Source organism: Marichromatium sp. AB32, assembly GCF_003718675.1.
Classification (GTDB): domain Bacteria; phylum Pseudomonadota; class Gammaproteobacteria; order Chromatiales; family Chromatiaceae; genus Marichromatium; species Marichromatium gracile.
In genome coordinates this window covers 37,971-52,777 of the sequence record NZ_RHFJ01000025.1, presented here as the reverse complement: position 1 = coordinate 52,777, position 14,807 = coordinate 37,971, and the positions used below count along the sequence as shown (strand labels likewise).

Genomic DNA, 14,807 nt, shown 5'->3' with positions numbered 1-14,807 from the left:
GCCCAAGATGGTCGCCCTCGGCGCCGCCATGCGGAAACTCGCCCACATCTGCTTCGGTGTGTTCAAGAACCGTCGTCCCTACCAGCCCGATTACGCTTCCGCGGCTTGACGGGAAAGACGGTATCTTTGCGGTTGCCATCTTCACGGTCGCCGGGCTTTTCGGGCACGTTTGATACCGGCGCGAAGTGCAAGTGCACAAAGACGATCATTCCTTTGTGCGCTTCGCGTCTTGGCGGTTGTGATTCCCAGCGCGCTCGGCGAGCAGTTCGCGGTAGACGGCGAGGTTGCCCTCGACCATGCCGTCGATGGAGAAGTCGCGGCGCATCAGCGCCTGACCGCCGGCGCCGAGCGCACGGCGACGCGCCGGGTCGGCGAGCAGGGCGCTGATCGCCGCGCCCAGCGCCTCGGCGTCGCCCGGCTCGACCAGTACCCCGTTCTCGCCGTCGCGCACCGCCTCGGGGATGCCGCCGGCGCGGCTGGCGACGATCGGTACCCCGGCGCTCGCCGCCTGCAGTAGCGACACCCCCAGTCCCTCCATCAGCGCCGGGTGCACCACCAGATCGAGACAGGGCAGGATCTCGGCGAGGTCGTCGCGGAAGCCGCACAGATGGACCCGGCCCTGCAGCCCCAGCGCGTCGATACGCTCGGCCAGCGCCGCCGCCTCCGGTCCCTGACCGAAGCAGCAGAGGTGCAGCCGGGGGTGGCGCGCGATCAGCGCGGGCAGGGTCTCGAGCAGGATCGCATGGCCCTTGCGCCGGATCAGCTGGGCGATCACCCCGACCATCAGCGCGTCGGCGGGTAGCCCGAGCCGGGCGGTGATCAGCGCCCGCGCGCAGGGCCCGGCATAGGGTGCGGGGTCGATCGCGCTGCGCACCACGCGCAGCCTGTCGGCCGCCAGCCCCTCGTCGCGCAGCACCCGGGCGATGCCCTCGGAGATGGCCACCACGCGGTCGTGCAGCCGGTACTTGAGCGCCACCAGCCAGCGCGGCTCGGGGTTGTCGACGCGGCGGGTGTGGATCACCGGCACCCCGCGCAGCCGCGCGGCGATGCCGCCCATGACGTCGGCGCCGATGCGGCTGTGCAGGTGTACCAGGTCGGGCCGGGTGCGGTCGATCAGCCGCGCCAGCCGCGCGGCCATCAGCAGGTCGGCGTCGCCGTGCATCGGCATGCCGTGGACCTCGGCCACCGGGGCCGCGGCCCGGGCCAGGTCGCAGCCGCGCGGACAGGCGAGCAGGTTGTGATGACCGCGCGCGTGCAGTCCGCGCAGCAGGTGCAGCACCTGGAAGGCGCCGCCGTAGAGATGACGCCCGCCCTCGACGTGGAGGATGCGCAATGTCCGCTCAGGGTTCGGCTCAGTCATCGGCGAGCAGCTCGCGGGCGGCCTCGACCACCGCCTCGACGGTGATCTCGCGCATGCAGTCGAAGCGCCCCTCACAGCTCGGATGGCGCTTGCACGGTGAGCAGGGGCGCGGGTGATAGAGCACCCGGGCGTTGTCGCGGGTGGTGTCGAGATAGGGACAGGTCGAGCCGAACAGCAGCAGGCTCGGGGTGTTCATGGCGATGCCGATGTGGCCGAGCCCGGTGTCGACCGCCACCGCGAGCGCTGCGCGGTCGATCAGCGCGGCGGCCTCGGTGAGGCTGGTGGCGCCGGCGAGATCGAGCAGCGGCGCCTTGCAGCGCGCGCCGATCCGCGCCGCCGCCGCGCGGTCGCCGGGGCCGCCGAGCAGTACCGGGACGAGCCCCAGCTCCTGGTGCAGCCGTTCGGCGAGGTCCGCCCAGCGCGACTCGATCCAGTGCTTCTGGGGCCGGGTGGTAAAGGGGCTGAGCGCGACCAGCCGCGCCCCGACCCCGGCCGGCGCGACCAGCTCGGCGACGCACGCGCGCTCGGCCTCGCCATGGTGCACCGCCATCGCGAAGGGCTCGACGGCGAGATCGAGGGTCCGGGCCAGGTGCAGATACTCGGAGCCGATGCGCTTGTAGGGACCGTCGCGCGCCACGGTGCGGGTCATCAGCCACTGGCTGCCCTCGCGCGAGCCCAGACCGATGCGCTCGGGCGCGCCGCTGAACCAGGTCAGCATGCCGCTCTTGAGCAGCCCCTGGAGGTCGATGGCGCGATCGAAGCGGCGCGCGCGCAACTCGGCGCGCATCGCGCGCAGCTCGCGCGCGAGCGTGCCCAGGCGACGCTCGCGCACCAGTCTGCGCCAGCGGTTGATCGGGCAGGGGATCACCTCGTCGAGGTCGGGGTGCTGGGCGAGCAGCGGCGCGCACTCGGGTTGGACCAGCCAGGCGATGTGGGCGTGTGGATGACTGCGGCGCAGCGCCGCGACCAGCGGCGAGGCGAAGACCACGTCGCCGATGGCCGAGAGGCGCACCAGCAGGATGCGCGGGGCGTTGGGATCTGGGCTTGGTGACATGTCGGTTGATCGGGTTCGGCGCAACGATGGTGTCCGGCCGGGGCGACCGGCGGGGTTGCTGATGGTCGTTATGATCCCAGAAATCGCCGGGCGCCGCGCGGCTGTCCGGACCCCGCCGGTTTTCGCCATAATGATGTCCATCCCGCCGGCCACGCGTCGGCCCACCGCCAGCCTCCGGACCCCGAGCATGACCCCAGCGACCCCCAGCCAGCCGAGCCCCCGCCCCGTGTGTCTCTTCATCCCCAGCTTCGGCGACGGCGGGGTGGAGCGGATGATGGTCAACATCGCCCGCGGGATCGCCGGGCACGGCCATCCGGTCGACTTCGTGGTCAACGACGCCGGGGCGCCCTTCGTCGACACCCTGCCGCCCGAGGTGCGGGTGCACGTGCTCGCGGCGAGCGGGCTGCGCGCGCGCACCCGTTTTCTCGCCGAGCTGGTCGCGCGCACCCGCCCGGCGGCGGTGCTCACCGCCAAGACCCGCGACGACCGGGTCGCGCTCGCGGTCAAGCGTCGGCTCGGCGGCGACACCCGCTACGTGCTGCGTCCCGGCACCGCGATGAGCGAGCGCTGGCGCGCCCGCGGCAAGGGCTGGCTGTGGCGCTGGCGCGAGACGCGCCGGCTGCGCGCGCTCTATCGTCGCGCCGACGCGGTGGTGGCGGTCTCCGACGGCGTGGCCGAGGACATCGTCGCCATCACCGGCATCCCGCGCGAGCGGGTGCGGGTGATCCGCAACCCCAACATCACCCCGGAACTGGCGGCACTGGCCGCGGCCGAGGTCGACCACCCCTGGTTCGCGCCCGGCGCCGAGCCGGTGATCATGGGGGTCGGTGGGCTGCGTACCCAGAAGGACTTCGAGACCCTGATCCGCGCCTTCGCCCGGGTGCGCGAGACACGCCCGTGTCGGCTGCTGATCCTCGGCGAGGGCCGTCAGCGCGAGCGCTTGCTGCGTCTGGCCGCCGAGCTGGGGGTGGCGGAGGCGGTGGCGTTGCCCGGGTTCGAGTCCAACCCCTATCGCTTCCTCGCCCGCGCCGCGCTGTTCGCGCTGTCCTCGCGTTGGGAGGGTTCGCCCAACGTGCTCACCGAGGCGCTCGCGCTCGGCACCCCGGTGGTCGCCACCGACTGTCGCAGCGGTCCGCGCGAGATCACCCGTGGCGGCGAGTACGGCCCGCTGGTCGCCGTCGGCGACGTCGCGGCCCTGGCCGAGGCGATCGAGCGCACCCTCGATCGGCCGCTGCCCGCCGAGCGGTTGCGCGAGGCAGTCGCCGAGTACCGTCTGGAGACCAGCGCCGGGCGCTATCTGGAGGTCTTCGGGCTGCGCTAGCCGGGCGCTGTTCGCCAATCGCGACCGCTGCCGATGCCGGACTCGGCATCGGCGCGCGCCGCTGTCGCGCTGGTGCCGCGACCGTGGTGGCCGCAGTGCGCGCACTCGAGCAGATGGAAGCGCTCGGCGAGTCGATAGTGGGCGAGGTGGGGCTGGCCGCACTGCGGACAGGTCTCGGTGCCGACCCGACTGCGCGCCTTGTGCGCCTGCTCGGCGTCGCGGATGAGCTGGTGCAGCGCCGCCTTGGAGCGTCGGCAGGCCTGGGCCTTGGGACCCTGGCTGAGTTGTTCGAGGATCAGCGACTCCGGGGTCGCGCTGCCGCGGATGCCGTAAGCACCGGGGGCCGGGTGGGACGTCTCCGGGGTGTCGTCGCGTGGTTCTTTGGGGGAAGTCATGACGATTCCTGGCTGGTCGATGTTGACGGATGATCGGGGTGCGAACGGTCGGTGGCAAGTCGCACCGAGCGTCTCGTCAATGCTGGTCCTGCGTTCGTTCGTGGTGCTGCTATGCTTAACGCTCTGGACCCGATGGTGTTCCGATCGCAACCGCAGGAGCCTGTGTATGAGCAAGCGCATCACGACCGTCGCCGCGGCCTGTCTGGCCGCCGGTATCGGCCTGCCCCAGGGCGGCGAGGCCTGTACCCGCACCCTCTATGTCGGCGACGACGAGACGGTGATCACCGGTCGCAACATGGACTGGATGCAGTCGATGGAGACCGCGCTCTGGGTGTTCCCGCGCGGCATGGCGCGCGATGGCCGGGCGGGACCGGACTCGCCGAGCTGGGTGTCGAAGTACGGCAGCCTGGTCGCCTCGTCCTACGATCTGGCAACCAGTGACGGCATGAACGAGAAGGGGCTGGTGGCCAACCTGCTCTATCTGGCCGAGTCCGACTACGGTGAGGACGCCGCGCTGCCGCCGCTCTCGATCGCGCTCTGGGCGCAGTACGCGCTCGACAACTACGCCACCGTCGCCGAGGCGGTGCAGGGGCTGACCGAGCAGCCGCTGCGGGTGGTCGCCAAGGATCTGCCCAACGGCAAGCCCGCCGCGCTCCATCTCTCGCTCTCCGACCCCAGTGGCGATTCGGCGATCTTCGAGTACCTCGACGGCGAATTGGTCGTCCATCACGGCCCCGAGTACCGGGTGATGACCAACTCGCCGCCCTATGCCGAGCAGCTGGCGATCGATACCTATTGGCAGGGGGTCGGCGGTATGGCCTTCCTGCCCGGCACGGTGCGCGCCGCCGATCGCTATGCGCGCGCCTCCTTCCTGCTCGATGCGGTGCCCAAGTCGCTCGACGACGACTATCTCGACGCCGTGCCCAATCGTACCTATGCCAACCAGGCCGTCGCCCAGGTGCTCTCGGTGCAGCGCGCCGTCTCGGTGCCGTTGGGCATCAGCGTCGAGCACCAGCCCAACCTCGCCTCGACCCTGTGGTCGGTGGCCGCCGACCAGAAGAATCGGGTCTATTACTTCTCCTCGGCGACCACGCCCAACACCTTCTGGGTCGCGCTCGACGACCTCGATTTCTCGCCCGGGGCCGAGGTCAAGACCCTGCCGGTCGACGGCGGCTATGTCTATGCCGGCAACGCCGCCGCGCATTTCACCGCCGCCGAGCCCTTCACCTTCATGGACGCCTCCGGCAGCGACTGAGCCGGTGCGCCGGGGCCAGCGCGCCCCGGCGCGCGCCCTCAGTGGGCGAAGCTGGGCGCGGGCGGCGCCGGGTCGTGTGCGCGTAACCCCTCGAAGTGGGCGACGGCCTTGGCGAGGTCGGCGAGCAGCAGCTCGGCGAGATCGGCGCTGAAGCCCTCGCGCACCACCACGCGCAGCACCGCGACCGACTCGGCGTGCTCGGGCATGGTGTAGGCGGGTACCTGCCAGCCGCTCTCGCGCAGCTTGTGGGAGATGTCGAAGACGCTGTAGTCGGTGATCTCGTCGCGCAGCTTGAAGGCGAACACCGGGATGGTGCTGGCGTCGCTGACCAGCTCGAAGGGGCCGAGGTCGGCGACGTTGCGCGCCAGTTCGGTGGCCACCTCGCGCAGCGCCGTCATCACCTGGGTGTAGCCGGCGCGCCCCAGACGCAGGAAGTTGTAGTACTGCCCCACCACCTGGTTGCCGGGGCGGGAGAAGTTGAGGGTAAAGGTCGGCATGTCGCCGCCGAGATAGTTGACCCGGAAGATCAGCTCCTCGGGCAGGTCCTCGTGGCCGCGCCACACCACCCAGCCGACGCCGGGATAGACCAGGCCGTACTTGTGCCCGGAGACGTTGATCGACTTGACCAGCGGCAGGCGGAAGTCCCACACCAGCTCGGGGTCGAGGAAGGGGGCGACGAAGCCGCCGCTGGCGGCGTCGACGTGCATCGGGATCTCCCAGCCGGTGGTGGCGTTCTGCGCCTCCAGCGCGGCGTGGATCGCTTCGATCGGCTCGTACTCCCCGGTGAAGGTGGTGCCGAGGATGGCGACCACGCCGATGGTGTGCGCGTCGGTGCGGGCGATCACCTCCTCCGGGGTGATGACGTAACGCCCCTTCTCCATCGGGATGTAGCGCGGCTCGACGTCCCAGTAGCGACAGAACTTTTCCCACACCACCTGGACATTGGCGCCGAGGATCAGGTTGGGGCGATGGGTGTCCTCGCCGCGGGCGCGGCGCCGCGCCCGCCAGCGCCACTTCAGCGCCATCCCGGCGAGCATCACCGCCTCGCTCGAGCCGATCGCCGAGGCGCCGACCCCCTGCTCGGGGGCGTGGAAGAGGTCGGAGACGATGTTGACGCAGCGCGCCTCGATCTCGGCGGTGCGCGGGTACTCGTCCTTGTCGATCAGGTTCTTGTCGAAGGCCTCGGCCATCAGCCGCTCGGCCTGGGGTTCCATCCAGGTGGTGACGAAGGTCGCCAGGTTGAGCCGGGCATTGCCGTCGAGCATCAGCTCGTCGTGGATCAGGTCGTAGACCGTCTCGGGCTCGATCTCGTGCTCCGGCAGACGGTATCGCGGCACCGCCTCCAGCATGCGTCGCCGCGCATAGGCCGGCGCGAGCAGTGCATCCTGCTCCTCCGGGCTGATCGACTCGATCTTTCGCGTCACCATCGCCAATCCCTCCATCGCCACCGCCCCGGGGTTCGGGGCGCTAGGTGCAAGCGTAGTCAATGGTGCGCGGGTCGCCCGTCGGTGTGCATTCGGATCGGGCAAAGGGGCCGCAGTCGACTGAATCCGTTGTGGAAAGTTTGCCTTCCGCCGCCGCCCCGGCCATACTGCCGCCGCCCCTGAGTTGCAGCGTGGCGTCAGCGACGTTCAGCGTTGCACGTCACCCTCTTCCAACCCCGAAACGAGTCCATCCGCCGTGCCCATCGAGCTATTCTGGCTGCTCCTGCCGTGGAGCCTCGCGTTCATCTTTCTCGGTCGGTTGCGCGCCTGCCCGCCGCTGACGCGTCCGGTCGGTGGGGGCAAGGTGTCGGTGATCATCCCGGCGCGCAACGAGCAGTCGCGGTTGCCGCCGCTGCTCGCCTCGTTGCGTGAACAGGACCACGACGACTACGAGGTCATCGTCGTCGACGACAACTCCACCGACGCCACCGCGGCGCTGGCACGCGCCGCCGGGGCAAAGACCTTGTGTCTCGGCGAGTTGCCGCCCGGCTGGCTCGGCAAGCCCCATGCCTGCTGGGTCGGGGCGCAGGCGGCGAGCGGCGACCTGCTGGTCTTTCTCGACGCCGACACCGAGCTCGAACCCGCCGGACTGCGGCGCATCGCCGCCACCCATGCCGCGCGTGGCGGGCTGGTCTCGGTGCAGCCCTATCACCGCATGGTCGCGGCCTACGAGCGGCTGTCGTCGATCTTCTTCGTCATCATGATGGCGAGCATCCGCTCCTTCACCCTGGCCGGCGACGCGCTGCGCGCCAACGGCAGCTTCGGTCCCTGCATGGTGTGCTCGCGCGCGGATTATTTCCGCACCGGCGGGCATCGTCTGGTGCGCGCCGAGATCGTCGACGACGTGGCGCTGGCGCGCGAGATGGCGCGACGCGGCGTGCCGACCTCGAACTTCATCGGCGCCGGCACCATCGCCTTTCGCATGTATCCCGACGGGGTGCGCGATCTCGCCGACGGCTGGACCAAGAACCTCGCGCGCGGGGCGATGACCACCGGTCCGCTGATGCTGCTGATGACCACCTACTGGATCTATGGCGCGGTGGCCGCCGTCGACGCCTCGCTGGGCTGGGCGAGCCAGGGGCTGTCGACCTGGGTGGTCGCGGGGCTGATCGCCTACGCGGCCTATGTCGCGCAGCTGTGGTGGCTGTTGCGCCGGCTCGGCAACTTCGGGCTGGCCACGGCGCTCACCTATCCGGTCTCACTGGCCTTCTTCGTCGCGGTCTTCTTCCGCTCGCTCTATCGCACCCTGGTGTGCAACAGCGTGCGCTGGAAGGGGCGCTCGATCGCGGTGCGCACGCCGGGCTAGGAGCGCGATCGCGCGCAGCAGCCGCGCGCGGTTGTAGCGCTGCACCAGGATGCAGGGGGCGTTGACCAGCGCACCATAGATCAGCATTGCCACGCCGACCGGCCAGGGGGTCCAGACGAAGAAGCTCAGCGCCATCGCCCAGGTCAGCCAGTGCGAGACCTCGGCGCGCGTGGTCTCGCGCACGAAGCGGTGTAGATAGGCGAGATCCTGCCCCCGCAGGTTGCGCTTGGAGAAGCCGCCGGCATAGAAGGCCCCTGCCTCGGGCAGATGATCCTTCCACGTCTGGATGCCGAGCCGCTGATAGAGCCGACCGTCCAGCTCCCAGCGATAGCTGCGACCGAGCAGCGGCAGCCCGGCGAGCAGGCGCTCGGGCAGGCGGTGCGCCAGATAGCCCGCGCCGAAGTGGATCGACAGCCAGATCAGGGCATAGAGCGCGACGGTCGTCAGCACGGCGGGGAGTCTCGCTGTAGTGGGGGAGGGGCGGCATCTTAGAGGCGTTCGGCGAGCGCGACCAGCCTTGAACCCAGGACGCGCGGCCCTCAGAGAGCACGGGTCGGCGCGCGCTGGCCGCTCTCCATGCCGGGCGCGAGGGCGCCATCACACGAGGAGGTATCGATTATGCGGGTTCAACCCCTTTTGCTGGTCGTCGTCACCGGGCTGTGGGCGCTCCCGGCCACCGCCGACTGGACCGACGCGCGCTGCGAGATCTACCCCACGGGGGAGGACCGTGCCGAGCAGACGCTCCCCTGTACCTTCAGCCAGCGCCAGGGCTATGTGACCATCACCCGCGAGGACGGCGTGGTGCACGAGCTGGCGCCGAGCGGTGAGGCGGTGGGCAACTTCCGCGATCAGGCGGGCCGCCCGGTCTATCGCCAGAGCGGGCTCGGCGACCAGGGGCTGATCTTCCGCTTCCCCGACGAGAGCCTCTATGTCTACTGGGATCGCGGCCCGACGACGACCGCCGCGGACAACCCGACCTGGCCCTTCTCCACCGCCGACTACGACGCCACCACGCTGCTGCGCTGTCGCGCCCTCACCGCCGAGGCGTTCGGCCAGTGCCCGGCCGGCATCCTGCGCATGGACGACGGTCAGGCCTCGATCGTGGTGCAGAGCCCCGCCGGTGAGCAGTTCACCATCAACTTCATGACCGGCTACGTCAACGCCACCAACCGCAGCGTCGAGGCCTCGCGCGATGGCGACACCTGGACCGTCGTCATCGACGGCCAGGAGGTCTACGAGGTGCCACTCGCCGCGATCGAGGGGGGCTGAGACGATGAGATATCCGACCATTTTGCTGATCGCGCTGCTGTGCGGCGTCAGCTCGCTGGCGCTGGCCGAGTCCTCGCCCCTGGCGGGGACGGCCTGGAGGCTGGTCGAGATCCAGTCGATGGACGATCAGGTCTATGTCCCCGAGGAGGGCGCCGAGTACAGTCTCGAACTGCGCGATGACGGCATGGTAGCCATTCGCGCCGACTGCCAGCTCGGTACCGGCACCTGGGCGTCGGACGCGCCCGGTCAGCTGCGCTTCGGTGCCATCGCGACGACCCGGGCGCTGTGCCCGCCAGGCTCCCTGTCCGAGCGCTATCTGGCGCAATTCCAATGGGTGCGGAGCTATGTCATCGAGGACGAACACCTCTTCCTCGCCACCATGGCCGACGGCTCCATCATCGAGCTGGCGCCGCTCGAGCCCCCGGCACCGGTCGCGACCCTCTTCGGCGAGTCGCTGCGCGACGTCGATGCCACGCAGCTCCAGGAGATCATCCTCGGGCGCCTGTTCGAGCACTATGCCGACGAGCAGGGCATCGTCGCCGAGCCAGACGAGATCGCTGCCCTGCTCGAACGGTTGCGCGCCGGTCGGGCGGCTGCGGGACTGGATGCCGACACCAGGTTGAGCCCGGACGCGCGCGAACAACTGGCGGTCATGCAGCGCGACATGGCCCGCGCGCTGATCCGTCACTGGAAGGTCAACCGTGCACTCCACCAAGAGTACGGCGGGCGCATCATCTATCAACAGCTCGGCCCGGAACCGCTCGATGCCTATCGCGCCTTCCTCGACGCACAACAGACCGCGGGCGCCTTCAGTATCCACGACCCCGCCCTGGCCGAGGCGTTCTGGCGCTACTTCATCGATGAGTCGATCCACGACTTCATGCCCCCGGGCAGCGACGACGAGACGCAGGCGTTCGCCGTCCCGCCCTGGGGGCGTTGAGCCGGTGTGCGCTGATCGGTGAAGGCTCGGCCAGGCGCGACAGGGCGTCGTGATGTCCACCAGAACGGCGCCGAGCCCTCGTGCGGTCTCAGATGCGCAGCACCTCGGGCAGGCGCTTGGCCGGCCTCAGGCCGCCAGCCCCCGCCCCGGACCGAACAGCGCCCTGGCGCGCCCGACACCCCGCAGATAACGACACTCCCGCTGCGCGGCGAGCGCCGTCAGCCGCTCTGGCGCACCGATCGCGGCACCGAACCCCTTGAGCAGGAAACCCGCGTGCTCGACGAAGCGCTCCGGCGCGATGCCGAGCCGGGTGAGGATGTCGGGCAGCTCCGCCGGGATCGACCCGCGCTTGCGCGGATGCAGGGCGCGGCCGAGCGAGTCGACGAGGGTCAGATAGTCGTCGAAGGTGAAGGGGATCGACGCGGGGACCTCGGCGGGGTTGCCGAAGGGCAGTAGTGGGGCAAGGGGCAGGCGATCGAGGACGGTCTCCCAGAGGGTGGCGCTGCGGGCGTCTGGATTCGGTGAGGCGTTGCCTGCGGTCTCAGGCGATGTGGATATGTGACTGGCTGGAGAGGCGCCGTCAGCCTCGGGGGGCGTGATTGTCTTTAGCTGGGGAATCGGTCGTTGCAAGTCGGGATGGACGTCTGGTGGTGGTGGTGGTTGCTGCTCAGCAGCTGAGCCGTGCACTATGTCGAGTTGCTGTCCGGTCATCGTGCCCTCGTCGCCCGCCCGCAAGCCCGCAATCCGCGCTGCAATCCCGGTATGCGCACTCTCCTCCGGCGTCTCCGCGATCCCCGCCCGGATCGGGTTGAGATCGACATAGGCCATCACCGCCAGCAGCGCCGTCTCGTCGAGGATTGCCTGCGAACGAAAGCGCCCCTCCCAGAACCGCCCGCGTACCCCATCCTCCCGATTCGCCGCCCGCGCGATTGACTCGTTCAACACCCGCATGAACCAGGAGAGATCCGCCAGCCGCGCCCGATAGGTCGCGACCAACCCCGCGACCCCATCCAGCTCCGTCTCGGTCATCTCCGCCCGTGTCGCAGGCGACAGAAACCGTTCCACCACCATCGGCCCCCGGAACAGACACCGCCAGCGCCGCAACACCTCGGCATCCGACCACCCCGCCGCCCGATCGGCATCGACCCGCACCACCAGATGCACGTGATTGCTCATCACCGCATAGGCCGCCACATCGATCGCGAACACCCCCGCGAGCTGACGCAACCGCAACTCCACCCAGCCGCGCCGATGCTCGAAGCTCCGTCCGGTCAATCGATCGAAGCCACAGAGATAGGCCCGGCGCACGCAGCGCGTGACGACGTGATACCAGGGCGTATCGGACAAGGAGACGAGCGCGGCGCGGGGACGAGTCATGGGGCATCTCCGCTGGAGGTGTTGGGTGAAGCGTAGGAGAGCGCCTTGGGGGCGTCAACGATAAGTGGGTGTCCTTTTCAACCCTCGATCGCGAACCCTCGATCGCGAACACCCCCCCGGCGAGCTGACGCAACCGCAACTCCATCCACCCGCGCCGATGCTCGAAACTCCGCCCCGTCAGCCGATCGAAGCCGCAGAGATAGGCCCGCCGCACGCAACGCGTGACGACGTGATACCAAGGCGTATCGGACAAGGAGACGAGCGAGGCGCGGGGACGAGTCATGGGGCATCTCCGCTGGGGGTGTTGGGTGAAGCGTAGGAGAGCGCCTTGGGGGCGTCAACGGTAAGTGGGTGTCCTTTTCAACCGGGGGGCGTCAACGGTAAGTGGGTGTCCTTTTCAACCGAGTGGGTGTCCTTTTCAACCTTCACCCTTAACCTTCAACCGGGTGTCCTTTTCAACCCTTTTCAACCCTTGGACTGCATCGCTTCGATCAGCTCTGTGCCCAGCATGCCATCGAGCATCGTCTGATCAAACCCAGAACCCCGCAGACCAACGGCCTGGTCGAGCGCTTCAACGGGCGCATCGCCGAGGTGCTGGCCACCACACGCTTCGACTCCGCCCTGAGTCTGGAACAGACCATCACCCGCTACGTCCAGGTCTACAACCAGCATATCCCTCAGAAAGCGCTCGGGCACATCACTCCGATTCAAGCGCTCAAGGAGTGGGCGCAGAAACGGCCGGAGCTATTCAATAAGCGGGTTTACAATCTCAAGGGGCTTGACAAGTAAGTAAGTGGCTTGCTGGTTGAGGTTATGGTCAATGTGTAATTACAGTATTTGTAGGTATTACGGATATAACTAATAGACAGGCCATTGTGTAGTTGAATAATTGGCGGCGAACAGGATTTTTTAAAGCTTTTCTTAAGCTAGAGCCAAAAAATAGCCACGCTCCTACACAGGGAAAGGATACCGCAAAAAATGTTGAAGCTAGTATGATTGTTTGGTTGTAGAAGGTGGCTCCACCGCTGGTAAATGCCGCAACTGCTCCTATGGATACTATCCAGGCTTTCGCATTGACAAGTTGAAATAATGCGCCTTTAATGAATGAAAGAGGCTCGCTTGAATCGCTCAAGGTTGTGTCCCCTCCTGAGCGGGCGATTAACCATGCTAAGTGCAGCAAGTAGCTAACGCCAATGATTTTTATAATTAAGTACAATTCTGGATTTAAGTGAAAAATCCGGCCCAATCCTAGTCCTACGAGCAGAAGCATGGATGAAAACCCAACACATATGCCAGCTAGCAGTGGAAGGCTTCTCGTTATTCCATAATTCATGCCGGATGTCATTATTATAATATTATTAGGGCCGGGTGTTAGTGTAGAAGAAATGGCGAATAGTATTATTGCTGTTAGGTTTTCCATGTATTTTTATTTTTCCAGTCCATGGAGGTTATATGCCCGCTTGCTAAATAGCTCTGGCTGTTTCTTCGCTCACTCTTCGAGTGCTTGATTGGGAGCGATATGTCTGAGCGCTTTATGGGGGATGTGTTGGTTATAGACCTGGACGTGACGAGTGATGATCTGCTCCAGACTCGGGCGAAGTCGACGCGTGTGGTGGCCAGCACCTCGACAATGCGCACGTTGAAGCGTTCGACCAGGCCGTTGGTCTGCAGGGGGAGGGATCAGATGATGCTCGATGGCGTGCTGGCATAGACCTAATCGAAGCGATAGTGTCCGGAGCGAAACCAACCTACCCCCCCACATCCACAGCCCTAACCTCCACCCCAACCCCCAAACTCCTCACCCAAATATCCAGCCCCCGAATCCCCTCCGGCAACGCCTTCCGCGCCGCCACGGCCTCGGCCCGGGTGGGATAGAGGCTGTGGATGAGCACGTACCAGGGCTTGCCCTGGTAGGTCTCCTGGCGCCAATAGAGACGATCGGGCAGGTCCTGTTCGCGGATGAAGGCTTCCAATCCGTCGCGGGAGAAGGCGCCGAGCAGTTGGATGGCGTAGCTCGGTGCGTCGAGGGTGATGATCGGGGCGTTGTCGTCGAGCGCCGGTTGGGTGGCAGGCGTCTCGGTGGTCTCGGTTGTTGCGGCCTCGGTCGGTGCGTCCGGCACCGCCTCGTCGGCGGGAGCTGGCGCGATCGTCTCGGCCTGGACGGGCGTGGGCTCGGCGGGTTGTGTCTCGGGCTCCGCTGAGACGCTCGACGGTGCCGGGGGCTCCGGCTCCGGCTCGGGAGGCGCAGCCTCGACGGTCGTCGGGGTCGTCGCCTCGTCGGTCTCGATGACCGCCGGCAGGCTCGGCGTGACCGGGGCCGGGGGGAGGCTCTGTCGGGTCAGGCGCAGGGGCTGCTGCGTCTCGTTGAGCGCGACGCTGTCGGTGAGCGAGGCCGAGGGGCGGGCCGGGGCCGGGGGAGTGATCGCGGGCTCGGCGGTCGTCGTCGGCTCGGGCGCGGCGCGCAGCTCGCGGGCGAGCTGTTCGATGGTGACAGAGAGCGCATCGAGTTCGCGCTGGACCTGGGCGTCGGACTGAGGGGTGCCGCTCGGACGACCCTGGATCGCGGCGATGCGCTCGACACGCTCGGCGAGCGCCTGGCGTTGGGCATCGAGCTGACGGTAGGCGAGGGTGAGGGCGAGCGCGATGCCGATCAGCAGCACCACCAGGGTCGCGAACACCAGGGTGCGCCAATGCCGCAGCCGACGGTCGAGCAGGGTGCGGTGGTTGAGCAGGGCGCGCTGGAGCTGGGCGGTGGTGAGACGACGATCCTCGTCCATGTCGCCGAGCCGGTTCAGCACCGTGTCCTGCAGCTGCTTGAGATCGCGCCGCTGTTCGGCGACGCCGACGGCGAGCTTGGCGATCTGCGCGGCCTGTTGGCTGATCCGGGTCCGGGCGGCGACGTCTTCGGCGCCGGGTCTGGGGTCGGACGCCGTTGATGTGGCCTGGGCCTGGATGTCCGGCTCGGGGGTGGTGGTATTGTCCATGACGATCTGCCCCGCTACTGATCTGGGCGAGCGTGGGCCTGGGCTGTCCCGCCGTTCGAGCA

General features: G+C 68.0%; 13 protein-coding genes and 3 pseudogenes. 7 read left to right on the top strand and 9 right to left on the bottom strand.

What is annotated here, in order from left to right; translation table 11 throughout:
- A pseudogene (locus EBL85_RS09530) lies at window positions 1–109 on the top strand (IS110 family transposase); the annotation flags it as partial.
- 96 nt (window positions 110–205) lie between these two features.
- Here EBL85_RS09530 and EBL85_RS09525 read toward each other — a convergent pair.
- Together EBL85_RS09525 and waaF are read right to left on the bottom strand one after the other, a co-directional pair.
- Window positions 206–1,333: a glycosyltransferase gene (locus EBL85_RS09525; protein ID WP_123142789.1), complete on the bottom strand. Its 1,128-nt coding sequence runs from the start codon at window positions 1,331–1,333 to the stop codon at window positions 206–208.
- Window positions 1,334–1,352: 19 nt separating this feature from the next.
- Window positions 1,353–2,414 (bottom strand): lipopolysaccharide heptosyltransferase II, encoded by a 1,062-nt coding sequence (gene waaF, locus EBL85_RS09520; RefSeq protein ID WP_123142788.1) that lies wholly within the window; start codon window positions 2,412–2,414, stop codon window positions 1,353–1,355.
- A gap of 187 nt (window positions 2,415–2,601) precedes the next feature.
- On the opposite strand from waaF, the gene EBL85_RS09515 reads away from it, so the two are divergent.
- The gene (locus tag EBL85_RS09515; RefSeq protein WP_005222904.1) at window positions 2,602–3,735 is read left to right on the top strand and encodes a glycosyltransferase; all 1,134 of its coding nucleotides are present in this window, start codon (window positions 2,602–2,604) and stop codon (window positions 3,733–3,735) included.
- Here the strand turns inward: EBL85_RS09515 and EBL85_RS09510 are convergent.
- Complete coding sequence (locus EBL85_RS09510) at window positions 3,732–4,130, bottom strand: hypothetical protein (protein ID WP_123142787.1); 399 nt, start codon at window positions 4,128–4,130, stop codon at window positions 3,732–3,734. The two genes, EBL85_RS09515 and EBL85_RS09510, sit on opposite strands and share 4 nt — an antisense overlap.
- Window positions 4,131–4,296: 166 nt before the next feature.
- On the opposite strand from EBL85_RS09510, the gene EBL85_RS09505 reads away from it, so the two are divergent.
- Entirely contained in the window at window positions 4,297–5,385 is a 1,089-nt protein-coding gene (locus tag EBL85_RS09505; protein ID WP_123141216.1) for a linear amide C-N hydrolase, read from the top strand.
- A 38-nt stretch (window positions 5,386–5,423) separates the two neighbouring features.
- On the opposite strand, the gene EBL85_RS09500 is transcribed toward EBL85_RS09505, so the two are convergent.
- Window positions 5,424–6,812: a glutamate decarboxylase gene (locus EBL85_RS09500; RefSeq protein ID WP_123142786.1), complete on the bottom strand. Its 1,389-nt coding sequence runs from the start codon at window positions 6,810–6,812 to the stop codon at window positions 5,424–5,426.
- A 253-nt stretch (window positions 6,813–7,065) separates the two neighbouring features.
- On the opposite strand from EBL85_RS09500, the gene EBL85_RS09495 reads away from it, so the two are divergent.
- On the top strand, window positions 7,066–8,175 hold the full coding sequence (locus tag EBL85_RS09495; RefSeq protein ID WP_123142785.1) for a glycosyltransferase family 2 protein: 1,110 nt from the start codon (window positions 7,066–7,068) through the stop codon (window positions 8,173–8,175).
- Here the strand turns inward: EBL85_RS09495 and EBL85_RS09490 are convergent.
- Complete coding sequence (locus EBL85_RS09490) at window positions 8,068–8,625, bottom strand: hypothetical protein (protein ID WP_190288065.1); 558 nt, start codon at window positions 8,623–8,625, stop codon at window positions 8,068–8,070. The genes EBL85_RS09495 and EBL85_RS09490 overlap by 108 nt on opposite strands.
- A gap of 168 nt (window positions 8,626–8,793) precedes the next feature.
- On the opposite strand from EBL85_RS09490, the gene EBL85_RS09485 reads away from it, so the two are divergent.
- Window positions 8,794–9,444, top strand: coding sequence for a hypothetical protein (locus EBL85_RS09485; RefSeq protein ID WP_123142784.1), 651 nt, complete (start codon window positions 8,794–8,796; stop codon window positions 9,442–9,444).
- Between the two features lie 4 nt (window positions 9,445–9,448).
- The gene (locus EBL85_RS09480; RefSeq protein ID WP_190288064.1) at window positions 9,449–10,384 is read left to right on the top strand and encodes an META domain-containing protein; all 936 of its coding nucleotides are present in this window, start codon (window positions 9,449–9,451) and stop codon (window positions 10,382–10,384) included.
- 126 nt (window positions 10,385–10,510) lie between these two features.
- On the opposite strand, the gene EBL85_RS09475 is transcribed toward EBL85_RS09480, so the two are convergent.
- Window positions 10,511–11,761 (bottom strand): transposase, encoded by a 1,251-nt coding sequence (locus tag EBL85_RS09475; RefSeq protein WP_123142782.1) that lies wholly within the window; start codon window positions 11,759–11,761, stop codon window positions 10,511–10,513.
- 474 nt (window positions 11,762–12,235) lie between these two features.
- On the opposite strand from EBL85_RS09475, the pseudogene EBL85_RS09465 reads away from it, so the two are divergent.
- Window positions 12,236–12,550 (top strand): annotated as a pseudogene (locus EBL85_RS09465) (integrase core domain-containing protein); the annotation flags it as partial.
- 28 nt (window positions 12,551–12,578) lie between these two features.
- Here EBL85_RS09465 and EBL85_RS09460 read toward each other — a convergent pair.
- The 3 genes and pseudogenes from EBL85_RS09460 to EBL85_RS09450 all read right to left on the bottom strand — a co-directional run bounded on the left by EBL85_RS09460 (window position 12,579) and on the right by EBL85_RS09450 (window position 14,745).
- Complete coding sequence (locus EBL85_RS09460) at window positions 12,579–13,181, bottom strand: LysE family translocator (RefSeq protein WP_123142781.1); 603 nt, start codon at window positions 13,179–13,181, stop codon at window positions 12,579–12,581.
- A gap of 69 nt (window positions 13,182–13,250) precedes the next feature.
- Window positions 13,251–13,466 (bottom strand): annotated as a pseudogene (locus tag EBL85_RS17420) (integrase core domain-containing protein); the annotation flags it as partial.
- A gap of 43 nt (window positions 13,467–13,509) precedes the next feature.
- Complete coding sequence (locus EBL85_RS09450) at window positions 13,510–14,745, bottom strand: SPOR domain-containing protein (RefSeq protein WP_123142780.1); 1,236 nt, start codon at window positions 14,743–14,745, stop codon at window positions 13,510–13,512.
- Window positions 14,746–14,807 lie beyond the last annotated feature (62 nt).